We start from the raw sequence: 25,047 nt of genomic DNA, 5'->3' as shown, positions 1-25,047 counted from the left end.
TTCGGTGTCCGCCCTGGCCGGCGGCGCGTGGGGAACGTACCCATGTGGGGGCCCCGCGCAGCTCAAGAGATGCTCAGAACTGGCGGGGCCGGAAGGGGAGCCGCTCAGAAGGTGACGTCCGAGCAGGCGTAGAACGCGTTGGTGGTGTCGGCGATCGTCCAGACGGCGACGATCACGTGGTGGCCGCTCAGCCCGGACGGCAGGCGTCCCGTGTGGGAGAGCGTGGACGGTGGGCGCTGGCCGTTGTACGGGACCGTGAGGAACGGGGTCAGGTTGAGGTCGGAGCGGGCGAGGGCGTGGTTCTGGTTCCAGCCCGCCTTGGTGACGTAGTACTTGAAGTCGGTGGTGGCGTGCATGGCCGTGAACTGCCAGCGGAACGTGTAGTTCTGACCGCCCGTCACCCTGGTGGTGGGCCAGGCGCCGCCGCCCGGCTTCGTGGACGCGTTGAGCTGGTTGAACCTGCTGTTGCCGCCGGAGCAGATCTGGCCGTCAGCCGGCCCTGAGCCCGGGAAGCCCTTCGGTCCCTCGACGCTCTGCGGTTCCCACTGGATGTCGCCGCAGTTGGTCACGGTGCCGTTCTGACAGAGCTTCTGCCGGCTGACGGGAAGATCGGTGTAGCCGTGGCCGGTGGCGCCACCACTGGAGAGGACGAGCGCTCCGGTGGTGGCCAGGCCGACGCCGGCGGCGTACCACTTGGTCCTGCTACGCGTGTGCTTGCGCATGCTGCCGCTCCCTGGAGTACGTGGGGGTGTTTCCAGGTCTAGACCAAGTCCCAGATTATGGGTGCCGGTTGAACATGTCCATACCAATTTCCGGGTTCACGGGGACACTTCGCGGCGCCCTGTATAGAACGCCACCGTCAGGTCCTTCACCAGCGCCTTGCGCTCGTAGTCGTCGAGTTCGACCAGGCCGCGCACGGTCAGCCGGGTCACCGTGTCCTCGACGGAGTCGACGACGGAGGTGAGCACGGTGTCCCGGTGCTGGGCGTCGAGCGCGGCGATCCGGCGGCGCTGCATCACGGCGGCCACCTCGGGCGCGTACTCGATCCGGATCGGCTGGACCGAGAACACCTCCATCCCGACCGGCGCCGCGTCCGCCGCCACCAGCCGGGTCAGCGCCTCGCCCACCGCCTCCGTGTTGCGCAGCGTCGAGTCCCGCACCAGCGCCCCCGGCGCCACGTCCGCCGGCAGCCGCGACAGCACCCGGGACACCGCCGCCTCCACGCACTCGCGCAGATACCGCTCATGGTCCTCGATCCCGAGCAGGGCCCGCGCGGTGTCCCTGACCCGCCACGCCACGAGGACGACGACCCGCAGCGCCACCCCGTTCGCGTCGACGGCCGCCATCGGCTCGCTCCGCCAGTGCCGCAGCCGTACGTCGACCCGGCGGCGCAGCACGAGCGGGTTCACCCAGAGCAGCCCGGTGCGGCGGACCGTCCCCCGGTAGCGCCCGAACAGCCCCAGCACCCAGGCCCGTCCGGTCCGTCCCCGCGCCAGCCCGCCGAACCCGAACATCGTCAGAGCCCCGGCCCCCGCGTACGCGGCCCACTGCGCCGGTCCGAGCCCGGCGCCCGCGTACGCGGTCGGCAGCCCGAGCGCCCGTACCGCGAGCCCCGGCAACACCCCGGCCCACCAGGAGGTGAGCACGCATCCGGCCACCCCGCACGCCCCGCCCAGCACACCCACCACCCCGGGCATCACCCGGGCCGGGCGCTCGACGAGTTCGGGGTCGACCTCGACCGCGGGGCGCGACTTCACGGAGGCGGGCCCCTGCCGCACCCTCGGCTGCTCGCCGGTGCCGCGCCGCCGGCCCACGACGGCGGGGGTGACCGGGACGGAGACCGGGGCGGGGTCGTCCCGGAACAGCAGATGGACGGGGATCTCGGTGGTCGTCTCGTTCTGGATGAGCCGGGCGGGCCGCGCGGCCCCCTCGGGCTCCGGGGTGTGTGAGGTGGTCGTACTCATACGTGCCTCCATGCCTCCGCGCAGGAAGAACCGTGGTGAGGGTCGGTGAGGGGGCGAGGGGTGAGGGGTGAGGGGTGAGGGGTGAGGGGGAGAGGTGGGGGGGGTGGGGGGGTGGACGGGTGGGGGGGCGAGGGGTGAGGGCGTCAGGAGAACAGGCGGCGCCAGGTCTCCGGGCCCGGGTAGCCGTCCGCCGCGCCGCCGCGCCACCCCTGGGCCCGCTGGAACGCCTCCACGTTCCGCCGGTCCGACTCACCCCAGCGCGGTCCCGGACCCGAGGTGTAGTACTTGCCGAACCCCTTCTCGACCAGCCGCCTCCCCAGACGGGTGACGAACACGTTGTCCGCGCCCGGCCGGAACATGGCGCGCCCCGGGTAGCCGAGGACACCGTGCGAGGCGGGTGTCACGGGGGCTGCCGGGGACTTCGGGGCCTCCGGGGCCTCCGGGGTGCCGGGCCTGACGGGCGAGCCGGTCGAGGCGGACGGGCCCGGGCCTCCCGGCCTCCCCGTCGGCCGGTGCACGACGGGGGGCCTCGGCGGGACCGCCGACGTGCCCTGGGGGCCGGGGCTCCCGCCCGGCGCCGGCGGGATGTCCCTGCCCCTCCCGGTGACCAGGTACGACCAGGTCAACGGGCCCGGAATCCCGTCGGCGTGACGGCCGGACCAGCCCTGCGCCCACTGGAACGCCCGGGTGGCCCTGCGGTCGGCGTCCGACCAGATCGGCCCCGGACCGCCGGTGTAGAAGCGGGCCCCGCCGCGCGCCACCAGCATCTGCCCCAGCCGGGCGACGTGCTTGTTCCGCGCCCCGGGGCCGAAGGCCGCGGCGCCGGGGAAACGGTCACCACCGGACGGCCCGGCGGACCCCTTCGCGCCGACGGTGTCTACCGGGGCGGCGGGTGCGCCGACGCCCTCGAAGCCGCCGGTGGAGCCGTCGGGGTCGTCGGAGCCGTTCGCGGCGTCCGTCCCGTCGCCGGAAGAGCCCGCGCCGTCCGGGATCAGCCCCTTGTAGCGGTACGGCACGTAGCGGGTCGCGTTGTTCCAGTACCCGTAGGGGGTGGCCTGCCTGCGGGCGTACGGGCGGGCCGACTCGTAGGCGATGTAGTGGGTCTCCGTGTGGTCCGTCCAGCCGCCGAAGAGGACGACGTGCGAGCCCCGGTGGGGGTCCTTCGGATTGTGGAAGAGCAGCATGTCTCCGGGTTCCAGCCGGTCCTTGGAAATCCGCTGTGCGAACGTGTCGAGACTTCCCGTCCATTCGTTTCCGGGGAGGTTCCAGGCCATCGACACAAACCCCGAGCAGTCCTGGCGATAACCGTCGGACCAGTACTCGCGCATGCTGTACGGCACCTCGTCGGCAATCCATTTCTCGGCCCGCTCGATGATCTCGGCGCGGGTGGTGGGCGGCGTCGTCACCCCCTTCGGCGGCTTCTCCCCGCCCGCCGGACGGCCGCCCGGGCCGTGCAGCGGAGCCTTCTTCCCCTGCGGGGTTTTCGGCTCCTCACCTGCGGGAACGGCACCGGGACCGGACGGGCCGTGGGCCGCCGCGACCGCGGGTACCGCATGCGCCGCGCCGAGTGCGGCACCGGCGGCGGTGGCCACCACGAGGGCGTTCCTGGCGGTCCTGGCCGCCGGGTGACTCAGATGGGCGTACTGGGTCGAGTACGGCATGACCCGCCGCCAGTGGACACAGCCGGGGCAATCGCAATCGGCCCCCGGATCGATCTCCTCGAATACCGGAGTCTCCATACGATTCCCCTCGCGAACCGACCGAAGAATTCCACGCTTCTGCACGCCCGTCAGTTTCTCAACTGTCATCCGGTGTCGCATGCTGACGGTCCAAATGATGTACCCGGCCCGGCCCGGCCTGGCCAGGCACTGCCCGCCCCGCCCCGCCCCGCCCCGCCCGGAGAGCCTCCCCTCGCCGACGCCGGCCCGGCGGGGTTCGGGCTCACCTCCGTCGGCGTCGATCGCGGGCCCCGCCGCCGACCGTTCGGCCGACGACCGCGGCACGTCGCGAACACCTGTTCCCCCCTCGTGACGGTTCATCAAGGAACGGTCAACTTCCTTTCTGTGGAGTGCAGTTACCGAGCGGTTTACTAATGTCGGTAAGTGACCCGCCGGTAGAGTTTCGTTCATAGAATCCGTTCACGCACGATCTTGACGGCCGGTCCCACCGGCTGCATGATCAGCGCTGAACCAGAGCCGCTTGACCACGAAGAAGTCTCCCCACAGGTCTTGACCAGTCCTGCATGACTTCTTCACACGAAAAAGCGGGGCACGGGGGTTTCGGGCAGGCACTCCAAAAGTGCCACCCGCCTTCGATGTCGCGCTTCTTCCGTCGTTGCCTTCTGCACGTTCACGGAACCATCTCCAAAGACCCCCCACCTTCTTTGGGAGCCGTTCATCACCCCCCATCCACTCCCGCTTCCTTCGCACGCCCAGCTTCCTCTTTCGTGACCCCTTTCCTCGCCTCATGCCGCTTTTCCGCAGGCGCGAAAGGGGCGCTCACGCCTGCCCGAAAAAGGAATGACCTCGGCACCCGGAAAAGCCTCCCGAGAAAAGTTCTTGAAGTCTTGACTTCGCCTCGGGGCGGCTCCATATTGATTGCCGACCACCCCCCACCTCGAATACCGCCCTCCCCGGAGGGCTGTTTTCGGGGACACCAAGGAGAGATCAATGGCGATTGCACTCCCGTTCAAGCGCAAGGCGGTCCTGGCCGCTCTTGTGATCACAGCGGCGGCGGCCACCACCGTCACGCTGCCCGGCACGGCCGAGGCCCAGTCGGGCTCCCGTATCTGCGGGAACTACTGGGAGGCCCGTGCCAACGGAAAGACCGTCGGGATCATGGCGAAGGTCCTGGAGGTGCCCAAGGTCGACTTCGGCATCTGCCTGCGCGTCATCGACAAGACGAACAGCATCAACGGCCGGGAGCTCCCGGGCTACGGCAAGGTGACCTGGAACCCCCGCCAGCCCATCCGGTCCTGGACCTGCGAGGACGCCGGCGATCTGTTCAACGACAAGTACGGCAACGACCCGTGCCTGAACATGAACCGGGTCGACCTGATCGGCCAGGTCGCGAACCGCACCCCCGTCGAGTGGTCGCAGGTCTACTGACCATGCGTCGTAGCGCCATGTGGCAGCGCGTTCTGATGTGCGGGGCGCTCGCCCTCGCGACGGTGGCGACGACCGAAGGTACGGCCAGTGCGGCCACCCAGTGCTTCAGCCAGAGTCATTCCGACGGCGCCCAGATCGTCCCCGGCACGGGCGGCGGCAACGTCACCCGCTCCATCACCCGGCAGCGGGCGGCCAACACCTGGGACGACTGGGTGTGGCGCGGCACGGAATTCCAGTGCCCCCGGGGTCGAACCTGCGAATACTCGTGGGACAGGTCAAAGACGACCACCACGGGCTGGGCGATCGGTGGCGGCACCAATCTGGGTAACACCAGTTCACCTTCCGGAAAGTGGTACAACTTCCTGATCCCGCTGATCGTGGGCTATCAGAAGACCACCCAGATCAACACCACTTTCTCGTGGACCGTCCATCTCAATGGCGGTGACGTGGCCCAGCCCATTCAGGTCGCGGTCCGCCGTTGGACCCAGGGCGATTTCTCCGGCGGCTGGGTCCGGACGAACCGGGGCTGCCAAGGCGGCACCGTCTACGAATGGAACGGGAATCTCAGGTTCGGCAACTGGACCCGGAACGTGTTCGAGAAAGAAAAGGTCGGCTACGCCGTCAACGGCCGTATGTGACCCGCCTGCGACCGATTCCATCTCCCCCAGTTCGCATTCACGCGGTAAATCATCCTCCAGGAAAGGACACGATTATGCCCGGTAAAGTGATGTGGCATCGCATGCTGATGTGCGGGGCTCTCGCCGTCGCCACGGTCGCCACGACCGAGGGCACCGCCAGCGCGGCCACCCAGTGCTTCAGCCAGAGCTACTCCGACGGCGCGCAGATCGTCCCCGGCACCGGCGGCGGCAACGTCACCCGCTCCGTCACCCGGCAGCGGGCCGGCAACACCTGGGACGACTGGGTATGGCGCGGCACCGAGTTCCAGTGCCCCCGGAACCGGACCTGCGACTACGCGTGGTCGAAGTCGAAGACCACGAACACCAGTTGGGCGGTCGGCGGCGGAACCGATCTCGGTAACGCCAGCTCGCCCTCCAAGAAGTGGTACAACGTCGTGATTCCGCTGGTCGGCGGTTATCAGAGGACCACGGAGATCAGCACCAACTTCACCTGGACCGTGCATCTCAACGGCGGTGACGTGGCGCAGCCCATTCAGGTCGCGGTCCGCCGCTGGACCCAGGGCGACTTCTCCGGCGGCTGGGTCCGGACGAACCGGGGCTGCCAAGGCGGCACCACCTACGAATGGAACGGAAACGTCCGCTTCGGCAACTGGACCCGCAACGTGTTCGAGAAGGAAAAGGTCGGCTACGCCGTCAACGGCCGTATGTGATCCGGCAGTTCACCCATCAAGGCACCCGCATCGAGACAAGGAGGCACCATGAGGATCACACGCGTGAAGCGACGCACGGCGAAGCTGGCGGCCGCCGCCGTGGCGGCCGGGGCACTGTTCGCGATCGCCGTCCCCGGCACCGCCGAGGCCCAGTCGGGTTCCCGTATCTGCGGGAACTACTGGAAGGGCTACTACAACAACGGCCAGCAGGAAGTGCTCTGGTCCAGGGTGATCGAGGTACCCAAGAGCGACGGCATAGCCTGCCAGCGCGCCATGGACCGGACCGACAAGGTCGGGAACCCGCCGAGCGAGCTCACCCGGCTCGGTGTGACGTGGGGCGCCAGGCAGCGGCTGCAGAACGTGACCTGTGAGTGGTACTCCCAGGACCTGTTCAACGCCAAGTACGGCGACGACGTCTGCCTGAGCATGCAGCGGGCGGACAACACGTTCCAGGTCAACGGCCGCACGATCAGTCAGTACTGGTACAAGTAGCGGCTCGGCGGGGGTGCTCCGTGGTCGGGAGCACCCCCGCCGCTCCGGTAAAGTTCTTCTCGCGCGCCGCTAGCTCAGTTGGTTAGAGCAGCTGACTCTTAATCAGCGGGTCCGGGGTTCGAGTCCCTGGCGGCGCACCATCCGGAGAGGCCCTTCGCGAGTGAATCGCGAGGGGCCTCTCCGCATGTGCGCAACACCCCACGCGCCCCTCTCGACTCCCCCGCATTCCTCGCGCACTCCCCCTCTCGCTTCCCACAGATCCTCCACCCATGCCCCATTGACCGCGTATGACCGGTAAACGCCGCGTTTCGCATCTTGCGATCAAGATGAACACCATAGAACCCTGGGCCGTAAGAGACTGCGGATACGCGGCAGTTGGGGGGCCTTGGGCGGTTTACGCCCTGGGGATGGGGATCGTGGGCCCTCACCTAAGCACACCATGCACGTATCCATGGAACAAAGATGCCAAGGGGGCATCAATGCAACCGGATGGTCGTCGTCCCGTGTCTCCATGGTGTAGATCACATGGTGACGATGACCCACTGATGCGTCCGTAACGGTCGAGGGGGACCGATTCGGACGAAAGACCGACGAACACACACTCGAAGTGTGTGCGGGGGGATGACTCATGACGTCGACGCCGACGGGCGCCCGGCATAACCACGACCCATCCGAAACGACCCGGCTCAAGGTGCCGTCGCACCGCACCGGAGCCTTTCGCAAACTCAGGAAGACACTTCCGAGATACGACTACGAGCACTACAGCCGCCTCGCCGGCCCGCTCACCCAGCCCGACCCGACCAAGCCGTACACGGTGCAGTACCGGTCGCTGATCTCCCAGGAGCCGCACCGCCTCAGGGTCGCCCTGATGCTGGCCGCCGCGCCGCTGCTCTCCCTGGTCCTGCTGGCCTGGCTGCTGCAGCAGGAGCACTGGACCAAGCGCGACTACGTCGAGTACGAGTTCCTGCCCGCCCTCGACATGGTCATGCTGGTCTCGATCGGCCTGATCGAGTTCTTCCGCTGCATGAACGTGCTGTCGAACGCGCACGCCACCCTGGTCGCCCGCGACCCGATCCCGGTGGTGCCCGAGACCGGCACCAGAGTCGCCTTCCTCACCTCCTTCGTTCCCGGCAAGGAACCGCTGGAGATGGTGACGAAGACCCTGGAGGCCGCCGTGAAGCTCCGCCACCGCGGGCTTCTGCATGTGTGGTTGCTCGACGAGGGCGACGACGCGGACGTGAAGGCGGTCTGCGCGCGCCTGGGTGTGCACCACTTCTCCCGCAAGGGCATCGCGAAGTGGAACCAGCCCACGGGCCCACACCGCGCCAAGACCAAGCACGGCAACTACAACGCCTGGCTCGACGCGCACGGCGACGACTACGACTTCTTCGCCTCGGTCGACACCGACCACATCCCGCTGCCCAACTACCTGGAGCGGATGCTCGGTTTCTTCCGGGACCCGAACATCGGCTTCGTCATCGGCCCGCAGGTGTACGGCAACTACGACAACTTCGTCACCAAGGCCGCCGAGTCCCAGCAGTTCCTGTTCCACGCGCTGATCCAGCGCGCCGGCAACAAGTACGGCGCCCCCATGTTCGTCGGCACCTCCAACGCCGTACGGATCAAGGCGCTCAAGCAGATCGGCGGGCTGTACGACTCGATCACCGAGGACATGGCCACCGGTTTCGAGATCCACCGCCACAAGAACCCGGTGACGGGCCGCAAGTGGCGCTCGGTGTACACCCCGGACGTCCTCGCGGTGGGTGAGGGGCCCAGCGCCTGGACGGACTTCTTCACCCAGCAGATGCGATGGTCGCGCGGTACGTACGAGACGATCCTCAAGCAGTACTGGAAGGGCTGGTACTCGCTGCCGCCGACCAAGCTCTTCAACTACACGATGATGATCATCTTCTACCCGATGTCGGCGCTCAACTGGATCCTGGCGGCGCTGAGTTGTGCCCTGTTCCTGGGTCTCGGCGCGTCGGGTGTGAACATCGACCCGGTGGTGTGGCTGATGCTCTACGGCAATGCCTCGGCACTCCAGATAGGCCTGTACGTCTGGAACCGCCGGCACAACGTCTCCCCGCACGAGCCGGAGGGCTCCGGCGGCGTGGCCGGCATGGTGATGTCCGCGCTGTCGGCGCCGCTCTACGCGAAGGCTCTGATCGACTCGGCGCTGCGCCGCAAGAGCAAGTTCGTGGTCACGCCCAAGGGGGACTCGGCGAGCCCCGACAGGTGGTTCGGCACCTTCCGGTACCACTGGTACTTCATCGGGATCTTCGGTGCCTCCATCGCCGCCGGGTTCGTCTTCGGCAACGCGCACCCCGCGATGATCATCTGGGCCACGTTCGCCATGATGATCACCGCCCTCCCCATCTTCGCCTGGCGCTACATGCTGCGGCAGGACAGGAAGAAGGCCGCCGCCGCGGCCGAACTGCAGGGGTCCATGGTGGCGCCGCCCGAGGCGGCTCCCGCACCGTTCGCGCCACACCCCGCACCGCACGCCCCACACACGCCCCACGCTCCCCGGCACAAGCCGAGTTGGGCGGCGTCCGGGTCGGGCGGCGGGGGTAGCGACCAGACCATGCAGATCGCCCTGGGCGGACTTGGGGGACGTAAGGAATGAAGGACCGTGCAGGCCGCCGCCGCGCCCGTCGCCTGGCGATCGGCGCGGCGGTGGTCCTCGCGCTCGCCGGGATGAACGGGCCGTGGGTGTACCGCTTCAGTACCGAGAAGTACCACGAGTACAAGATCAGCAGACCCGAGTACAAGGCGGACAACGGCCACTGGCAGATCGTGGAGTTCCCGGAGAAGTACCGGCAGAACACCATCCACGCCGCGCTGCTGCACACCGGCAAGATCCTGCTGATCGCGGGCTCGGGGAACGACGCCGAGAACTTCGACAAGAAGAAGTTCGACACCCGTGTCTGGGATCCGGTGAAGCAGACGATCAAGCGGGTGCCGACCCCGGCCGACCTGTTCTGCACGGGGCACACCCAGCTGTCCAACGGCAATCTGCTGATCGCCGGCGGCACCAAGCGCTACGAGAAGCTGAAGGGGGATGTCACCAAGGCCGGCGGCCTGATGATCATCCACAACGAGAACCCCGACAAGGGGATGAAGCTGAAGGCGGGGACCAGGTTCGTCGGCAAGGCGAACGGCAAGACGTTCGTCCTCAAGGACACCGTCGAGCTCAAGAAGGCCGTCAAGACCTTCGACCCCGACACCGGCAGGTTCACCGGCAACAAGCCGGGGATCGCCCGCGCCTATGTCGAGGCCGAGCGCAGCGGCAAGAGGTACGAGACGGGAACGGAGGACAACTACAAGGTCGTCGGCCTGAAGGGCGAGGACGCGCGGAACACGTACGGCATCGCGCAGAAACTCGCCCTCGACAAGAAGGACTTCCAGGGGATCAAGGACGCCTACGAGTTCGATCCGGTCGCCGAGAAGTACATCAAGGTCGACCCGATGAACGAGGCGCGCTGGTACCCGACGCTGACGACCCTGTCGGACGGCACCGTCCTGTCGCTGTCCGGCCTCGACGAGATCGGGCAGCTGGTCCCGGGCAAGAACGAGATCTACGACCCCGAGACCAGGAAGTGGACGTACACCAAGGGCGTCCAGCAGTTCCCGACCTATCCCGCGATCTCCCTGATGCAGAACGGCAAGCTGTTCTACTCGGGCGCCAACGCGGGGTACGGCCCGGACGACATCGGGCGGGACCCCGGGATCTGGGACCTGAGGAGCAACAAGTTCACCAAGGTCCCCGGTATGAGCGACAGCAAGCTGCTGGAGACCGCCGGGACCGTGCTGCTGCCTCCGGCGCAGGACGAGACGTACATGGTCATCGGCGGGGGCGGGGTCGGTGAGTCGGAGCGGTCCAGCAAGCGGACCCGGGTGATCGATCTGCTGGACGACCGGCCGCGGTTCGTGGACGGGCCGCGGCTGGCGAAGGGCACGCGGTACCCGCAGGCCTCGATCCTGCCCGACGACACGGTCCTCATCTCCGGTGGCTCGGAGGACTACCGCGGGCGCGGCGACTCGAACATCCTCGAAGCGCGGCTGTACGACGCGAAGACGGGCGAGATGCGCCGGGTGGCCGACCCCCTGGTGGGCCGGAACTACCACTCCGGGTCGATCCTGCTGCCGGACGGCCGGGTCGTGTTCTTCGGGTCGGACTCCCTGTACTCCGACAAGGCCAACACCAAGCCGGGGGAGTTCGAGCAGCGGATCGAGATCTACACGCCGCCGTATCTCTTCCAGGACGCGCGGCCGACGCTGACCGGAGGGCCGAAGACGGTCGCGCGGGGCGGGAAGACGACGTTCGGTACGCGGCACGGGTCGTCGATCGAGTCGGCGCGGCTGATCCGGCCGAGTGCGTCGACGCATGTGACCGATGTGGACCAGAAGTCGATCGAGGTGGACTTCGAGGTGACCGGGGACGAGATCACGGTGACCGTGCCGAAGAACCGGAATCTGGTGCAGTCGGGCTGGTACATGCTGTTCGTGACGGACGACGCGGGCACGCCGAGCGAGGCACGGTGGGTAAAGGTCCCGTAGGGGTTCGATCTCGGGTGCGGGTGCGTGGGGGCTGGTCGCGCAGTTCCCCGCACCCCTCCAGGGGCGCGGGGAACTGCGCGAGAAGCCCTCACCGGGCCGTCAGCCGGACGCCTTCGCCAGGTCCAGCGCGTACTCCGGCCACCACTGGCCCGCCTTGGGCCCGCCCTTGCACTCACCGTCGGACTCACCCGGACGCTTCACCCACAGATACGCGTCCACCAACGGGTCCGCGGTCTTCGTCGTCGGGGACTCCCCGAGGGCCCGCCCCGGCGGATTGCACCAGCGTTCGTCCTCGTCGCCCTCGTTCCAGGGGCCGTTGCCGTTGCGGCTGGTGTCGATGACGAAGGGCTTGTCCCCGATCTTCGAGGAGAGCTGCTTGCCGTACGCGATGGAGTCCTCGGTGGTGTAGAAGTTCGAGACGTTGACGGCGAATCCGTCGGCCTGTTCGACGCCTGCCCACTTGAGGGGGTCGTAGATCTCCTCGGGGTCGCCCCAGCCCGCGTTGCCCGCGTCCAGGTACACCTTCGTGTTCTCCAGCGCGCCCAGCGTCTCGATCGCGCCCGTCAACAGGTCGTACCGCTCCTCGTGGAACTCCTCGGGCGTACAGCCGTCCACCACGTGGAGCACCGCGTCGGGCTCCAGGACGATCGTGGCCGGACGGTCCCCGATGCCCCGGGCCACGCCGTCGATCCACGCCCGGTACGCGTCCCCGTCGGCCGCGCCGCCGCCGGAGTACTGGCCGCAGTCGCGGTGCGGGATGTTGTAGAGGACGAGGACCGCGTCCCGGTCGGCCTTCTCCGCGGCCTCGGTGAAGCCCTTCGCCTCCTGCTCCGGGTTCTCCGGGCCTATCCACTCGCCGGTCGGCTGCTCGGCGATCCGGCGGATCAGCTTGGCGTCCTTGTCCTTGCCGGCCTTCTCGTAGGCGGCGACCTGCGCCGCCGCGTTCCCCTCCGGATTGACCCAGAACGGGTCCGTGCCGTTCGGCTGTTGGGTGATGCCGGAACCGGAGGCCCGGTCCTTCTCGCCGTCACCGTCGTCCCCCCCGGAACAACCGGCGAGCAGTAACGCCACCCCCACCACCGCCACGGACGCCCGAACCCCGGCCCCCCTACTGCCGTACATCCAACTCCCCCTTGGGTGCACCGTGTCGTAAGCCCCAATCCTGACATAAGTCCCGCCTCACCCACGAGGTCGTCACCACCCGCCGAGCGCCAACACCCAGGGAGACAGGGCCCGGAGCACCCCCGTACCGCCACCACCTGACCCCATGACAGAGAGTGACGGTCTGTCGACTTGGCGTCAAACAACCTCTAGCCGGTGACGCCCCCACGCTCTAGAGTCGCAGTCGAACGGCCCCCGCCACCGGCCCCTCACACCCTTGCGCGGGCTCCTCACCCCCAGACCTCCCGCGTCGGTGCCGGGTTACTCCCGCGGCCCGGGCACCCGCGGTCGAGGACCGGCCCGGTCGGCGACCCCGGGGGGAGCGGGTCGCCGACCGGGCCGGGAGCACGCCGTATACACGGCGCCGCGGTCCTGTACCACCGAGGCCGCCGCGTTGGTCTCTTTCCGGTCAAAGTCCCTTGCGCGCGGACGGAGTTCGGGCTCTCACAGCGCTTTCAAGGCGCTGTGTCGGTCAGGGTCCCGTTCCGCTCAGGTAGGCGTTGACGACGACATTCGCCGTGTAGGTGCGGCTCGCCTTGTCGAAAGTGCCGCCGCAGGTGACGAGTCGGAGCTCGGCGCGCCCGGACTGCCGTACGCCGTAGGCCTGTCGGGCGTCGAACTCGTCGCGGCCCATGACCTGGACGTCGTCCACGGTGAACTCGGCCATCCGGCCGTCGCTGCGGGCCACCCGGATCTTCTCGCCGACGCGCAGCGCGCTCAGTTTGTAGAAGACGGCCGGCCGGGTCTCGGTGTCGACGTGCCCGACGAACAACGCGGCACCCGTCGCACCGGGACGCGCACCGCCCGCGTACCAGCCGACGACGCCCGGCTGGGCGTAGGACGGCGGTTCGACCGCCCCGTCCCGGTCGAGGCCGCGTGCCACCACCGGCGCCTGCACGCCCATCGAGGGGATGTCCAGCCGCTGTGGCCGCGCACCTCTCAACGGCTCGGCGGCGGGCGGCAGTTCGGCCTCGGCGGGCCGCCCCACGGCGGCCACGTCTCCGGTCGTCGGCGCGGAGCTGCCCGGCCGTACGCCGGTGACCTCGCGGCCCCACAGCCACAGCCCGAGCAGCAGTACGGCCCACGCGACACCGGCGATGACGCGACCGGTCCCGCCGCCGGACCCTCCCCCGAACCGGCCTTCGCCACCGTTGCCGTTGCCGCTGGCGCTGCCGTTGTCGGAATAGTCCCGTCCGTACACGGCGACCCCCTACTCCGTGCGGCGATCGCGGCCCCGGCGCGCGCCACGCGCCACGACCGCCACCGCCGCGACCCCGGCGAGGACCAGGCCGACCACCGCGTGGCGGGCGCCGGGACCGGTGTGCCGGGCGTCGTCCATGGAGTTGGCCGGGTCGTCCGAGCCCCGCGCGTCCACCGGATCGGCCGCCGCGAGCTGGGCCGCCGCTCCACCGCCGCCCGCGCGGACGGGGGCGACCGGGGAGGAGGGTGACGAGGGCCGCCGATCGGCCGACCGCTCGCCGGCCGGTCGCTCGCCGGCCGGCCGGTCGGCCGTCGACTGCGGGTCGGTCGAGTGCGGTTCGGTCAGGTGCGGTTCGGTCGACGCCGATTCGGTCGACGCCGGTCCGGGCCGCGCCGGTCCGGACCGCGACGGCTCGGCCGTCGGGGGTCTCGTGCCCGACGTGGGCTTCCCGTCGCCGACCGCGATCGTGCTCGTGATCTTGTCCTGCCTGCCGTCGCAGGTGACCCGCACCTCGTAGGTGCCGGGATCGAGCGAGGAGCGGACGCGGGTCTCCCCGGCGAGCGTGCCGGGGGTCCTGCCGGTGATCTGGGTGAGCCGCGCGTCCGTGACGAACGCGGTCGAGGCGGCCGTTCCCGTCCTCCCGCCGCAGCCCCTGGCCCGCACCTGGATGTCGGTGCCGGGGGCCGGTGAGGACGGCACCACCGACACGTTCCCCGAGACTTTCCGCGAGACTTTCCCCGAGACGTTCCCCGAGTCCGTCGCGTGAGCCGAGGGCGCCCACGCGGCCACCGCCGCCGCGACCACCGCCCCGGCACAGAGAGTGACTCGTACTGAGCCCATGGTGAACCTCCAGACACACCCGAGACTCCCCCGCCGAACGCCGGGACGCATCCGGGGAGGCGCCCCTGCTGCTCCGTACGGGTGTCAGGGGGTTTATGCGGCCGAGCGTCTCAGCGGCCTCGCCCGAGGATCAGACGCGGTCCACGAGATCCGCGATCGAGTTCACGACCGTCGAGGGGCGGTAGGGGAACTTCTCGATCTGCTCGGGGGTCGTCAGACCGGTGAGGACGAGGAAGGTCTCCATCCCGGCCTCGATGCCCGCGAGGACGTCGGTGTCCATCCGGTCGCCGATCATCGCGCTGGTCTCGGAGTGCGCGCCGATCGTGTTGAGGCCGGTGCGCATCATCAGGGGATTGGGCTTGCCCGCGAAGTAGGGCTTCTTCCCGGTCGCCTTGGTGATCAGCGCGGCCACGGCTCCGGTCGCGGGCAGCGCGCCCTCGGCCGAGGGGCCGGTCTCGTCCGGGTTGGTGGCGATGAACCGGGCGCCGTCGTTGATCAGCCGGACCGCCTTCGTCATGGCCTCGAAGGAGTAGGTACGCGTCTCGCCCAGGACGACGTAGTCGGGCTCGTGGTCGGTGAGGACGTACCCGATGTCGTGCAGCGCGGTCGTCAGGCCCGCCTCGCCGATGACGTACGCCGTGCCGCCGGGCCGCTGGTCGTCCAGGAACTGCGCGGTCGCGAGGGCGGAGGTCCAGATGTTCTCCACGGGCACGTCCAGGCCCATGCGGGAGAGGCGGGCGTGCAGGTCGCGCGGGGTGTAGATCGAGTTGTTGGTGAGCACCAGGAAGGGGCGGCCGGAGTCGCGGAGCTTCTTTATGAAGGCGTCGGCGCCGGGGATCGGCACGCCCTCATGGATGAGCACCCCGTCCATGTCGGTGAGCCACGACTCGATGGGCTTGCGCTCTGCCATGTGCGATCTCCTGCCGGCCTCTGTCGATACCTGCCGTACGTCCGTACATCCGTACGTCGGGGTCCGACCCACCCTAGTGAGCCCTGGCCGAAAAGAGGAGGCCGATCTTGGCCGCTGAGATTGGGGTTGCTTCAGGTCAGCGGGGGTGTGGGTGGCGGGCAGGGGGCGGGGCCAGGGGGGCAGGACCAGGGGGCGGGCGTGGCGGTCAACGGGCTCGTCTGCGGACCGTCGCCGTCAGGAGGCCGCCGACGGCCAGGAGCAGGAGTCCGGTCACGTAGGGGAGGGCAGCGCGCATACCCGAGGCGGCCAGTTCGTCGGGGTACGGCCGCCGCTCGGCGGGTACGGCCGCGCCGCCGCCCTCTTTCGCCTCGCGGCCGCCCCCCTCCTTCGCCGCGCCACCGCCCTCTTTCGCCGCGCCACCGCCCTCCTTCGCCGCGCCGCCGCCGTCCTGGTCGGCCTCCGCCCCCTCCTCCTCCCCGTCGGTGATCCGGAAGCGGTAGTCGTTCGACTCCCCCACCCACGTGCCGTCGTCACCGCGTCGCTCGACCACGGCCGCCTTCGCCACGACCTCGTTCGGCACGGCCGCGTCGGAGGTGAGGGAGAGGCGGACTTTGACGGCGAGGGTGCGGCCGGGCGGCACGGCGAAACCGGTTCCGCCGCCGTCCCCGTCCCCGCCGAGAACGCCGACCAGTTCGTCCGCGTCGGTCCGTTCGAAAGTCACCGGCCGGGAGGTGGTGCCCTCGGCGTCGTCGTAGAACTCCAGCTGCGGCTGTGTCCGCTTCAGGGTGCGCGCGTCGTCGACCAGCACGACCACCGGGTGGATGTTCCCGCAGGTCCGGGAGGTGGTGTTGGTGAGCTCCACCGCCCAGGTGTGGAAGCCGCCGCCGGCGACGTAGGTGGCGGGGCCGCCGCGGATCCGGGCCCGGATGGGGAAGGCGCCGCTGTCGTCACCGACGCAGCTGGGCCGCCGCGGGTCCGCCTCGGGCGCGGGCGCCGCCGCCGCGGGACCACTGACGAGCGCGCCTGCGGCGGCTAGGGCAAGGGTCAGGCATGTACACAGTCGCATGAACACATGACCATGCCACTCACCCGCGCGGGGAAGCCCCGCCACGCCCTGGGGCGATGGGATCAGGCCCGAATCTCCGCTCGATCAGCGCAGCGCCGGCTCACTCAGGACACGGGTGACGACCGGTCTCAGGGGCGCGGGAAGCTGGGGCCCGCTTTCAAGGCCGGGGCCCGCCCCGTCTTTCAGGGGCGCGGGGAACTGCGCGAGCAACCCCCCGCAAACCCGCAGCCGCCCACCAACCCGTCCCCCAAGGCGCCCCCGCGCGCACCCGGGCCCCCGCACACCCGGCCCCCCGCACACCGGAGCCCCCCGCGCCCCGCGCCCCGCGCCCCGGCCCCATCTCACCCGTCCTCCCGCCCGAACAACGGCGCGAGCAGCAACTGAGCCGCCCCCTCCGCCACCCCCGACGCCCCGCCCCCGGCAATGCGCACCGGCACAGCCGGATCCTCTCCCTGCAGCCGAGCCCACTCGTCCAGCACGAACCCGACGCCCCGCACGAACACCTCGGGCTGGGCCTCGATCGTGCGCCCGCCCAACAGCACGAGCTCGATGTCGAGGAGCCCCACGAGGTTGGCGACCGCCGTCCCGAGCACGCGCGCCGCCTCCTCCACGTCCCCCCGCGCCACCGCGGCGAGGCACAGCGCCTCGACGCACCCCCGGTTCCCGCACTCGCACATCGGCCCGTCCAGCTGGACGACCTGGTGCCCGAACTCCCCGGCCCGGGTCCGGGCACCCCGGTGGACGGCGCCGTTGATCACGAGCCCGGCGCCCAGTCCCGTACCGAGGTGGAGATAGGCGAAGGACCCGTGCGCCCCGGCGGCCGCCGCGAGCCCCAGGGCCGCCGCGTTGGTGTCCTTGTCCACCACCACCGGCACCCCCAGCCGCCGCGCCAGCGCCGCCCGCAACGGAAACCCGTCCCACTCGGGGAACCCGGTGACCCGGTGCAGCACACCGTGCAGGTGATCGAGAGGCCCGGGCAGGGCGACTCCGACACCGAGGACGGGGAGGAGAGGGGGGCGGCGGGGATCGGGTGCGGATGCCGTGTCGGCGGCGGGATCGGCGGCGGGAGCGGCACCGGACTCGAACGACTCGGCACCGTGCCCTGCCCCGTACCAGGGCTGGGGAACCGCACCGCCCCCGGTACCGCCCCGATAAGCGGCGCTCGCCCCACCCGGCCCTTCACTCGCCCCGGCCAACAGCGCCTCCACCTCGCGCGCCGCGCCCTCGACCACGTTGTCCGCCCCGGCACCCAGGTCCAGCGGGGCCCGTCGCCGGGCGACGACCGCGCCGGTCAGATCGCAGAGCACGGCCCTGAGCTCGTCGCGGTCGAGGTGGAGGCCGACCGCGTGCCCGGCGTCGGGCACGAGCCGCAGTACGGTGCGGGGCTTGCCGCCGGTGGATGCCCGGTACCCCGCCTCCGTCACCAGCCCGTCCGCACGCAGCCGGGCAGTGATCTTGCTGACGGCCTGCGGCGTGAGCCCGGTCCGATCGGCCAGCTCCAGCCGGCTTATCCCGGCCGCCCCGGCCCTGCGCAGCAGATCCAGAACCACCGCCCCGTTGTGACTGCGCAACGCGAGCAGATTCACCCCGGCCACTCCGGCGGTACGCCCGAGACCGACGCCGTTCCCAGCACCATTACCGGCCCCATTACCTGCACCATTACCGACGTCGTTCCCGACGCCGTTCCCGACGTCGTTCCCGTTCCCGTTCGCGCGCCCTCGACCGATGCCGCCGCCGTTGCCGCCGCCGACGCCGCCGAACCCGTCACCGATCCCGTTGCCGTCCACACCCCCATTGTCCCTCGTGCTTGCACTTTGGCAACAGCGTTGCTTAAGTGGGTGTCATGACAGGCACCAGCACAGACAGGCCCCTCCGCGTCGCCCTCGTCGGCTACGGCCTCGCCGGCTCCGTCTTCCACGCCCCGCTGATCGCCGCGACACAGGGCCTGACCCTCGACACGGTCGTCACGTCGAACGCGGAGCGACAGGCACAGGCCCGCGCCGAGTTCCCGGACGTACGGTTCGCAGCCACGGCGGACGAGCTGTGGGCCCGGGCGGACGAGTTGGACCTGGTCGTCGTCGCCTCCCCGAACAAGACGCACGTCCCGATCGCCACCGCCGCCCTGGAGGCGGGCCTCGCGGTCGTCGTCGACAAGCCCGTGGCCGGTACGGCGGCCGAGGCGCGCGAGCTGGCCGCTCTCGCCGACGCGCGCGGCCTGCTCCTGTCCGTCTTCCAGAACCGCCGCTGGGACAACGACTTCCTGACCCTCCGCGGCCTCATCGCCGACGGCGAACTGGGCGAGGTCCGCCGCTTCGAGTCCCGCTTCGAACGCTGGCGGCCCCAACTGAAGGGCGGCTGGCGCGAGTCCGGTGACCCCGCAGAGATCGGAGGTCTCCTCTACGACCTGGGCAGCCACGTCGTGGACCAGGCCCTCACCCTCTTCGGCCCCGCCACCCTGGTGTACGCCGAGTCCGACCTGCGCCGCCCCGGCGCCGAGACGGACGACGACACCTTCATCGCCGTGACGCACACGAACGGCGTCCGCTCCCACTTCTACGCCTCCGCCGTCACCCCCCAACTCGGCCCGCGCTTCCGTGTGCTGGGCTCCGAGGCGGGTTACGTCAAGTACGGCCTCGACCCTCAGGAAGCGGCTCTCCGCGAGGGCGAGCGCCCCACCCCCGGCGCCCCCTGGGGCCAGGAGCCCGAGGACCTCTGGGGCCGTGTCGGCGCCGGCGACTCCCCCCTGACCGGCGGCGGCCGCCCCGTCCCGACCCGCCCCGGCGACTACCCCGCGTACTACACGGCCGTGGCCGCCGCCCTGCACGGCACGGGCGCCAACCCGGTCACGGCGTACGAGGCCGCCGCCGCGCTGGACGTGCTGGAGGCGGCCCGGAAGTCCGCGGCCGAGGGCACGGCGGTGAAGCTGTGACAACCCACGACACCCCGACCATCGAGGAACTGGAAGCGCAGGAGCGCCAGTTGGTGCTCCCCCGCTTCACCCACGAGGACGCCTGGGCCCTGGGCTCCCTGCTGGTGGAGCTGGCCCGCGAGCGGAACGCCCCCGTCGCCATCGACATCCGCCGCGGCCCCCAGCAGCTCTTCCACGCCGCCCTGCCCGGTTCGGCCGCGGACAACGACGCCTGGATCGACCGCAAACGCCGGGTCGTGGAGCGCTACGCCAGCTCCTCCTACCTCGTCGGCGCCCGCTTCCGCGCCAAGGGGACGACCTTCGAGGACTCCTCGCGCCTGGACCCCGACCGGTATGCCGCGCACGGCGGTTCCTTCCCCCTGGCGGTCGAGGGAGCAGGCGTGATCGGCACCGTGACGGTCTCGGGCCTCCCCCAGCTGGAGGACCACATGATGGTGGTGGAGGCCCTGGAGCGCTTCAAGGGCGCCATGTAACCGCCGGTCCCCAAGGGGCGCGGGGAACTGCGCGACAAGCCACACCGCACCCGCGGCCGCCGACAAACCGCGGTCCCCCGCCCCTTACGCGCTTCCGAACTCCTGCCGCTGCCGCCCGAGCCCGTCGATCTCCAGTTCCACCACGTCCCCGGCCTTCAGGAACGGCTTCGGCTCGGGCTCCCCCAGAGCCACGCCCGCCGGCGTCCCCGTATTGATGACGTCCCCGGGGTACAGCGTCATGAACTGGCTGACGTACCGCACGACTTCACTCACCGCGAAGATCTGCTCCCCGGTCGTGCCGTCCTGCTTCAGCTCCCCGTTGACCCACAGCCGAAGCCCCAGCTTCTGCGGGTCCGGCACCTCGTCGGCGGTCACCAGCCACGGGCCCAACGGGTTGAACGTCTCGCAGTTCTTGCCCTTGTCCCACGTCCCCCCGCGTTCCAGCTGGAACTCCCGCTCGGACACGTCGTGCGAGACGGCGTACCCGGCGACGTGCTCCAGGGCCGCCTCACGCGACTCGACGTACCGCGCGGTCCGCCCGATGACGACGGCGAGTTCGACCTCCCAGTCGGTCTTCGCCGACCCGCGCGGCACGAGCACCGTGTCGTGGGGCCCGACGACCGTGTCCGCCGCCTTGAAGAAGATCACCGGCTCGGCGGGCGGCTCGGCACCCGTCTCGCGCGCGTGGTCGTGGTAGTTGAGCCCGATGCAGACGATCTTGCCGATCCGGGCGAGCGGCGGCCCGATCCGCAGCCCCGCCGTGTCCAGGACGGGCAGCGAACCGGCCTCGGCCGCCTCGCGTACCCGCCCGAGCGCCGCCTCGTCCGCGAGCAGCGCGCCGTCGATGTCCGGCACGACCTCCGAGAGGTCCCGCAGGACCCCCTCGGCGTCGAGCAGCGCGGGCCGTTCCGCACCCGCCGTACCGACTCGCAGCAGCTTCATGGTCGTCTCTCCCTCGATCGTCCGCCGCGCCCGACCGATGGGTGCAGCCATCGGAGGACTGATCGATCGTCCAAGGTCACGGTCCACTCCGCAAGAGCCGGTTCACGGACTGGACCGTGAACCGGGCGACCGCGAACCGGGCGACCGCGAACCGAGCGACCATGAACCGGTCGCGCGGCCCTCGACCCGAGCCCCCCGCCGTCGCCGCTGCCATCGCCACAACCACGGCCACCGCCACCGCCACCGCCACCGCCACCGCCACCGCCACCGCCACCGCCACCGGCGTCCAGGCTCGCCGGCCTACCGGGTGGCGGCCGCCGTCGACGTACCGGGGGCGGCCTCGGCGGAAGGCAACGGATAGAGCAGCGCCCGCTCCACCGCGCTCCACGTCGTGCTGGTCACCACGTACAGCGCGGCCGCCAGCGGCACCACCGCCACGCTGACCAGGGTGAAGAAGGACATGAACGGCATGAACTTGCTGACCGCCCCCATCCCCGCCGCCATCCCGGGCAGCTGCTCGTCCGACACGGCGGGCATCCCCGCCGTACCCGCCGCCAACATCCGCTTCGTACGCCAGAAGTTGAAGGTCGCGACAGCGGCGACGATCACGAACAACCCCACGTAGACCAGCCCCTGCGACCCGAACATCCCGCCCTCGCCGAGCGCGTCGAACCAGCGGTCGCCGAGCGGGGCGGCGAAGAGCCGGTGGGTGAGGAGGGCGTTGGCCTCGCCGCCGATCGTGGTGTTGGAGAACAGGTGGTAGAGGAGGAAGAAGGCCGGCAGCTGGCAGAGGCTGGGCAGGCAGCCGGACAGCGGTGACACCTTCTCCTTCGTGTGCAGCTCCAGCAGTGCCTTCTGCAGCTTCTCGGGGTTCTTCGCGTGCTTCTTCCGCAGCTCCGCGATCTGCGGCTGCAACGCGACCCGCGCGCGCTGCCCGCGCGCCGCCGCCCGCGACAGGGGGTGCACGAGCAGTCGTACGAGCGCCGTGAACAGGACGATCGCCACGGCGGTCGCGGAGGCGTGGAACAGGGGGTGCAGCAGATCGGCGAGGTGCGCGACAAGGTCGGCGAAAACGGACATGGGTGTGAGCCCTCCAGGGGTCTCGTCGTGCCGGTGAGCAGGGGTCGGATGACCGGACTCGGCGCGACGGCCCGCGTGCGGAGCACAGGCCTCAGCCGACGGAGAGAGGTCTCAGCCGGAGAAAGTGGAAGTGGAGAAGTGGAGGCGGTGTGCCCTACGCGGTGGCCGTCAGGAGGGCACGTCCAGGCGCGCGGGGGCGCGTACGCCCGCGTGCGTCGGGATCGCGTTGAGGCAGGAACGCCGTACGTCGCTCACGGTCCCGGATGGCCGTACGGACGCGCGTACGCGGCACGACGGGCGCGCAGCGCGAGGCGATCAGCGCGCAGGCGGCGAACGCGGAGCCGGCCGCGGCGGTCGCGGCGAAGGCGACGGCGGCGGAGAGCGTGCCGGTGTCGAGGACGGCGACCTCGAAGAGGAACAGCAGCAGCATCGCGGCGGGGCGAAGGCCGACCCAGCGACGGATCACGGCTTCCCCTCTCGGACGGCTCCGGTGCGTGGCTCCGGGCCCGTCGGACGACGGCGACCTCGGGGCCGGTCGCACACATGCTCTCATCTGAGGCGCACCGAGCGCAGCTTCCCCCAGACCACGAGCCGGTACGTGGAGGTGTACGCGGGCGTGCAGGTGGTGAGCGTGAGGTAGTGGCCGCGCTCGCGATACCCGTACGACGGCCGCACGTCGCTGCGCGGGACGGGCCGCAGGACCCCGCTGTCGCCGGGCGCGGTCTGCGGGAGCGTGCTGTCGACGACGTAGGTGTGGACCGCGTCACGCGTCTCGACGCGGACCTCGTCGCCGGCTTCGAGCCGGTCGAGGTGGCGGAAGGGCTCGCCGTGGGTGGTGCGGTGCCCGGCGAGCGCGAGGTTTCCGGGCCGCCCCGGCCGCGCGGTCCCCGGGTAGTGCCCGACGAACCCCTTGTCGAGGACCTCCGCCCGTCCGACCCCTTCGACGACGGGCGCGCGGAGCCGGAGACGGGGGATGACGAGGACGGCGTGGGCCCGGTCGGGCCCCGGGCCCACGGCGGCTCCCTCCGCCCACGCGCGCTCCAGCGCGGACACCTCCCGGGCCGCTCCCTGCTGGGCCTGCCGGTTGGTCCACCACAGCTGATGGGCGACGAAGAGGAGGAGGACGAGCCCGAGGGTGACGGCGCACTCCGCGGCGACCCAGAGCGGACGAACGCGGCCCGACACCGCCCCGGGGACTTTCATCTCCCCTTCTCACAACCCTTGAAAGAAATAGCAGAAAGCGCTGTCACACCTCTCGACAACCTCACCACTCACCCCTGACTCTTCCGATGTCCCCACTCGGCAGTTCGGAAGGCGACCGCTCCCCGTCCGTCTCCTTCCCCTCCCCGCGGCACCCGCATCCCCCGGAGCTGACATGACTGCATCCCCCGACCCCACGAACGACCGGCCGAGGCCTACGGCGGAGTCCCCGACGCCCGGGAGGGCCTCGGGCCCCCCGGCGGCCTTCGGCCGCAGAGCGCTCCTGGCGGCGGCCGGCGGCGCGGTCGTCGGCACCGCCCTCGGCACGGGCACGGCGAGCGCGGACGCGACGATCGCCATCAACCCGGCCACCAAGTACGGCACCTGGGAGGGCTGGGGCACCTCGCTCGCCTGGTGGGCCAACGTCTTCGGCGCGCGGGACGACTTCGCCGACCTGTGGTTCACCACGAAGACGACGACGTACAACGGCACGGCCCTGCCCGGCCTGGGCATGAACATCGCCCGCTACAACCTCGGCGCCTGCAGCTGGAACTCGATCAACGGCGAGTCGATGGTGAAGTCCCCCAACATCCCCGCCTTCAAGCAGATCGAGGGCTTCTGGCAGGACTACACCAACGAGAACCCGGCCTCCTCGGCCTGGGACTGGACGGCGGACGCGAATCAACGCGCGGCCCTGACTAAGGCGGTGGCCCGAGGCGCCACCACCGAACTCTTCGCGAACTCCCCCATGTGGTGGATGTGCTCCAACCACAACCCCTCGGGCGCCTCCGGCGGCGGCAACAACCTCCAGACCTGGAACTACCGCCAGCACGCCTCGCACCTGGCGGCGACGGCCCTGTACGCGAAGAACAACTGGGGCGTGAACTTCGCGACGGTCGACCCCTTCAACGAGCCGGCGGCCTCCTGGTGGACGGCGACCGGCACCCAGGAGGGCTGCCACATGGACCCGGCGGTCCAGGCGGCCGTACTCCCGTACATGCGCAGCGAGTTGGACGCCCGCGGCCTGACGTCGGTCCGCATCGCGGCCTCCGACGAGACGAACTACGACACGGCCCGCTCCACCTGGAACTCCTTCAACGCCTCCACGAAATCCCTGGTCAGCCAGGTGAACGTGCACGGCTACCAGGGCGCGGGCGGCCGCCGCGACCTCCTCTACACGGACGTGGTGACGACGTCCGGCAAGAAGCTGTGGAACTCGGAGACGGGCGACAGCGACGGCACGGGCTGGACCCTCGCCCGCAACCTCTGTTACGACTTCCGCTGGCTGCACCCCACGGCCTGGGTCTACTGGCAGGTCATGGACCCGACGGCGGGCTGGGCGATGATCGCCTACGACGCGAACACGCTGCAGCCCACCACGGTCCAGACCAAGTACTACGTGATGGCCCAGTTCAGCCGCCACATCCGCCCGGGCATGACGATCCTGGACGCGGGCTCCAGCTACACGGCGGCGGCGTACGACGCGGCGGCGAGGCGCCTGGTGATCGTGGCGATCAACACCGCCACCACCGCCCAGACCTTCACCTTCAACCTCTCGGGCTTCACGACGGTGACCGGCGGCTCGGGGGGCCTGGTCCCCCGCTGGAACACCCACACCTCGGGCGGCACCGACCGCTACCGCGCGTACTCGGACACGCGCCTGAACGGCAAGTCGGTGGCGGTCCCGTTCGCGGCCGGGGCGGTGCAGACGCTGCAGATCGACGGGGTGACGATCTAGAAGCGGTGGAGTCGGGAGGTGGGCGCGCCCCCGGCC

Annotated in this window: 23 protein-coding genes and 1 tRNA gene; 11 read left to right on the top strand and 13 right to left on the bottom strand. The window is 70.4% G+C overall.

Translation table 11 applies throughout. The features are described from left to right. Window positions 1-104: 104 nt before the first annotated feature. From K1J60_RS27680 to K1J60_RS27670, 3 genes are all read right to left on the bottom strand, one after another. Window positions 105-722: a lytic polysaccharide monooxygenase auxiliary activity family 9 protein gene (locus K1J60_RS27680; protein ID WP_220648557.1), complete on the bottom strand. Its 618-nt coding sequence runs from the start codon at window positions 720-722 to the stop codon at window positions 105-107. Between the two features lie 96 nt (window positions 723-818). Continuing rightward, window positions 819-1,964 carry an SPFH domain-containing protein gene (locus K1J60_RS27675; protein WP_220648556.1) on the bottom strand — a complete coding sequence of 382 codons (1,146 nt, stop codon included), beginning with the start codon at window positions 1,962-1,964 and terminating at the stop codon, window positions 819-821. A 143-nt stretch (window positions 1,965-2,107) separates the two neighbouring features. After that, window positions 2,108-3,703 carry a peptidoglycan-binding protein gene (locus K1J60_RS27670; RefSeq protein ID WP_220648555.1) on the bottom strand — a complete coding sequence of 532 codons (1,596 nt, stop codon included), beginning with the start codon at window positions 3,701-3,703 and terminating at the stop codon, window positions 2,108-2,110. A 930-nt stretch (window positions 3,704-4,633) separates the two neighbouring features. Here K1J60_RS27670 and K1J60_RS27665 point away from each other — a divergent pair. The 7 genes from K1J60_RS27665 (at window position 4,634) to K1J60_RS27635 (ending at window position 11,471) form a co-directional block, all read left to right on the top strand. Next, complete coding sequence (locus tag K1J60_RS27665; RefSeq protein WP_220648554.1) at window positions 4,634-5,071, top strand: hypothetical protein; 438 nt, start codon at window positions 4,634-4,636, stop codon at window positions 5,069-5,071. A 2-nt stretch (window positions 5,072-5,073) separates the two neighbouring features. Next, window positions 5,074-5,709, top strand: a complete 636-nt coding sequence (locus tag K1J60_RS27660; RefSeq protein ID WP_220648553.1) for a hypothetical protein — start codon at window positions 5,074-5,076, stop codon at window positions 5,707-5,709. Between the two features lie 74 nt (window positions 5,710-5,783). Next, window positions 5,784-6,419, top strand: a complete 636-nt coding sequence (locus K1J60_RS27655; RefSeq protein ID WP_220648552.1) for a hypothetical protein — start codon at window positions 5,784-5,786, stop codon at window positions 6,417-6,419. Between the two features lie 48 nt (window positions 6,420-6,467). Further along, complete coding sequence (locus K1J60_RS27650) at window positions 6,468-6,911, top strand: hypothetical protein (RefSeq protein WP_220648551.1); 444 nt, start codon at window positions 6,468-6,470, stop codon at window positions 6,909-6,911. Window positions 6,912-6,974: 63 nt separating this feature from the next. Then, a tRNA-Lys gene (locus K1J60_RS27645) sits at window positions 6,975-7,051 on the top strand. 488 nt (window positions 7,052-7,539) lie between these two features. Beyond that, the gene (locus tag K1J60_RS27640) at window positions 7,540-9,537 is read left to right on the top strand and encodes a glycosyltransferase family 2 protein (protein ID WP_220648550.1); all 1,998 of its coding nucleotides are present in this window, start codon (window positions 7,540-7,542) and stop codon (window positions 9,535-9,537) included. Continuing rightward, complete coding sequence (locus tag K1J60_RS27635; RefSeq protein ID WP_220648549.1) at window positions 9,534-11,471, top strand: radical copper oxidase GlxA; 1,938 nt, start codon at window positions 9,534-9,536, stop codon at window positions 11,469-11,471. The genes K1J60_RS27640 and K1J60_RS27635 overlap by 4 nt, the downstream gene beginning before the upstream one ends. A gap of 99 nt (window positions 11,472-11,570) precedes the next feature. On the opposite strand, the gene K1J60_RS27630 is transcribed toward K1J60_RS27635, so the two are convergent. From K1J60_RS27630 to K1J60_RS27605, 6 genes are all read right to left on the bottom strand, one after another. Continuing rightward, window positions 11,571-12,593 (bottom strand): glycoside hydrolase family 6 protein, encoded by a 1,023-nt coding sequence (locus K1J60_RS27630; RefSeq protein ID WP_220648548.1) that lies wholly within the window; start codon window positions 12,591-12,593, stop codon window positions 11,571-11,573. Window positions 12,594-13,104: 511 nt separating this feature from the next. Further along, the gene (locus K1J60_RS27625; protein WP_220648547.1) at window positions 13,105-13,833 is read right to left on the bottom strand and encodes a class F sortase; all 729 of its coding nucleotides are present in this window, start codon (window positions 13,831-13,833) and stop codon (window positions 13,105-13,107) included. 9 nt (window positions 13,834-13,842) lie between these two features. Beyond that, a complete protein-coding gene (locus K1J60_RS27620) occupies window positions 13,843-14,532 on the bottom strand; it encodes a hypothetical protein (RefSeq protein ID WP_398683375.1) in 690 nt (229 codons plus the stop codon). A gap of 271 nt (window positions 14,533-14,803) precedes the next feature. Further along, entirely contained in the window at window positions 14,804-15,583 is a 780-nt protein-coding gene (locus K1J60_RS27615; protein ID WP_033531183.1) for an HAD-IIA family hydrolase, read from the bottom strand. Window positions 15,584-15,788: 205 nt separating this feature from the next. Continuing rightward, a complete protein-coding gene (locus K1J60_RS27610) occupies window positions 15,789-16,649 on the bottom strand; it encodes a cell wall protein (protein WP_220648545.1) in 861 nt (286 codons plus the stop codon). Window positions 16,650-16,990: 341 nt separating this feature from the next. Then, a complete protein-coding gene (locus K1J60_RS27605; RefSeq protein WP_220648544.1) occupies window positions 16,991-18,244 on the bottom strand; it encodes an ROK family transcriptional regulator in 1,254 nt (417 codons plus the stop codon). Between K1J60_RS27605 and K1J60_RS27600 the strand changes: the two genes are divergently transcribed. The 3 genes from K1J60_RS27600 to K1J60_RS27590 are packed head-to-tail and all read left to right on the top strand — an operon-like array spanning window position 18,209 to window position 20,051. Next, window positions 18,209-18,496, top strand: a complete 288-nt coding sequence (locus K1J60_RS27600) for a hypothetical protein (protein ID WP_220652004.1) — start codon at window positions 18,209-18,211, stop codon at window positions 18,494-18,496. The genes K1J60_RS27605 and K1J60_RS27600 overlap by 36 nt on opposite strands. Further along, window positions 18,493-19,578 (top strand): Gfo/Idh/MocA family oxidoreductase, encoded by a 1,086-nt coding sequence (locus K1J60_RS27595; protein WP_220648543.1) that lies wholly within the window; start codon window positions 18,493-18,495, stop codon window positions 19,576-19,578. Before K1J60_RS27600 ends, K1J60_RS27595 begins: the two co-directional genes overlap by 4 nt. Further along, window positions 19,575-20,051, top strand: coding sequence for a heme-degrading domain-containing protein (locus K1J60_RS27590; protein ID WP_220648542.1), 477 nt, complete (start codon window positions 19,575-19,577; stop codon window positions 20,049-20,051). Before K1J60_RS27595 ends, K1J60_RS27590 begins: the two co-directional genes overlap by 4 nt. 84 nt (window positions 20,052-20,135) lie before the next feature. Here the strand turns inward: K1J60_RS27590 and K1J60_RS27585 are convergent, their stop codons facing one another. From K1J60_RS27585 to K1J60_RS27570, 4 genes are all read right to left on the bottom strand, one after another. Next, entirely contained in the window at window positions 20,136-20,993 is an 858-nt protein-coding gene (locus tag K1J60_RS27585) for a fumarylacetoacetate hydrolase family protein (RefSeq protein ID WP_220648541.1), read from the bottom strand. A gap of 300 nt (window positions 20,994-21,293) precedes the next feature. Beyond that, the gene (locus K1J60_RS27580; RefSeq protein ID WP_220648540.1) at window positions 21,294-22,073 is read right to left on the bottom strand and encodes a YidC/Oxa1 family membrane protein insertase; all 780 of its coding nucleotides are present in this window, start codon (window positions 22,071-22,073) and stop codon (window positions 21,294-21,296) included. A gap of 154 nt (window positions 22,074-22,227) precedes the next feature. Then, complete coding sequence (locus K1J60_RS27575) at window positions 22,228-22,503, bottom strand: DUF6412 domain-containing protein (protein WP_259408321.1); 276 nt, start codon at window positions 22,501-22,503, stop codon at window positions 22,228-22,230. 119 nt (window positions 22,504-22,622) lie between these two features. Beyond that, entirely contained in the window at window positions 22,623-23,276 is a 654-nt protein-coding gene (locus K1J60_RS27570; RefSeq protein WP_220648538.1) for a class E sortase, read from the bottom strand. A 172-nt stretch (window positions 23,277-23,448) separates the two neighbouring features. Between K1J60_RS27570 and K1J60_RS27565 the strand changes: the two genes are divergently transcribed. Continuing rightward, complete coding sequence (locus tag K1J60_RS27565; protein ID WP_220648537.1) at window positions 23,449-25,011, top strand: glycoside hydrolase; 1,563 nt, start codon at window positions 23,449-23,451, stop codon at window positions 25,009-25,011. Window positions 25,012-25,047: the final 36 nt, after the last annotated feature.

The sequence above is a fragment of the Streptomyces akebiae genome (assembly GCF_019599145.1).
Taxonomy (GTDB): Bacteria; Actinomycetota; Actinomycetes; order Streptomycetales; family Streptomycetaceae; genus Streptomyces; species Streptomyces akebiae.
The sequence above is the reverse complement of the archived record's forward strand: the minus strand, read 5'-3'. Positions and strand labels throughout refer to the sequence as shown.

Coding starts and splice junctions, on each gene's coding strand:
- K1J60_RS27595 (WP_220648543.1), top strand. CDS start 18,493: ATGACAGGCACCAGCACAGACAGGCCCCTCCGCGTCGCCCTCGTCGGC.
- K1J60_RS27575 (WP_259408321.1), bottom strand. CDS start 22,503: ATGCTGCTGCTGTTCCTCTTCGAGGTCGCCGTCCTCGACACCGGCACG.
- K1J60_RS27680 (WP_220648557.1), bottom strand. CDS start 722: ATGCGCAAGCACACGCGTAGCAGGACCAAGTGGTACGCCGCCGGCGTC.
- K1J60_RS27640 (WP_220648550.1), top strand. CDS start 7,540: ATGACGTCGACGCCGACGGGCGCCCGGCATAACCACGACCCATCCGAA.
- K1J60_RS27660 (WP_220648553.1), top strand. CDS start 5,074: ATGCGTCGTAGCGCCATGTGGCAGCGCGTTCTGATGTGCGGGGCGCTC.
- K1J60_RS27635 (WP_220648549.1), top strand. CDS start 9,534: ATGAAGGACCGTGCAGGCCGCCGCCGCGCCCGTCGCCTGGCGATCGGC.
- K1J60_RS27610 (WP_220648545.1), bottom strand. CDS start 16,649: ATGCGACTGTGTACATGCCTGACCCTTGCCCTAGCCGCCGCAGGCGCG.
- K1J60_RS27675 (WP_220648556.1), bottom strand. CDS start 1,964: ATGAGTACGACCACCTCACACACCCCGGAGCCCGAGGGGGCCGCGCGG.
- K1J60_RS27565 (WP_220648537.1), top strand. CDS start 23,449: ATGACTGCATCCCCCGACCCCACGAACGACCGGCCGAGGCCTACGGCG.
- K1J60_RS27585 (WP_220648541.1), bottom strand. CDS start 20,993: ATGAAGCTGCTGCGAGTCGGTACGGCGGGTGCGGAACGGCCCGCGCTG.
- K1J60_RS27630 (WP_220648548.1), bottom strand. CDS start 12,593: ATGTACGGCAGTAGGGGGGCCGGGGTTCGGGCGTCCGTGGCGGTGGTG.
- K1J60_RS27650 (WP_220648551.1), top strand. CDS start 6,468: ATGAGGATCACACGCGTGAAGCGACGCACGGCGAAGCTGGCGGCCGCC.
- K1J60_RS27670 (WP_220648555.1), bottom strand. CDS start 3,703: ATGGAGACTCCGGTATTCGAGGAGATCGATCCGGGGGCCGATTGCGAT.
- K1J60_RS27665 (WP_220648554.1), top strand. CDS start 4,634: ATGGCGATTGCACTCCCGTTCAAGCGCAAGGCGGTCCTGGCCGCTCTT.
- K1J60_RS27580 (WP_220648540.1), bottom strand. CDS start 22,073: ATGTCCGTTTTCGCCGACCTTGTCGCGCACCTCGCCGATCTGCTGCAC.
- K1J60_RS27570 (WP_220648538.1), bottom strand. CDS start 23,276: ATGAAAGTCCCCGGGGCGGTGTCGGGCCGCGTTCGTCCGCTCTGGGTC.
- K1J60_RS27615 (WP_033531183.1), bottom strand. CDS start 15,583: ATGGCAGAGCGCAAGCCCATCGAGTCGTGGCTCACCGACATGGACGGG.
- K1J60_RS27655 (WP_220648552.1), top strand. CDS start 5,784: ATGCCCGGTAAAGTGATGTGGCATCGCATGCTGATGTGCGGGGCTCTC.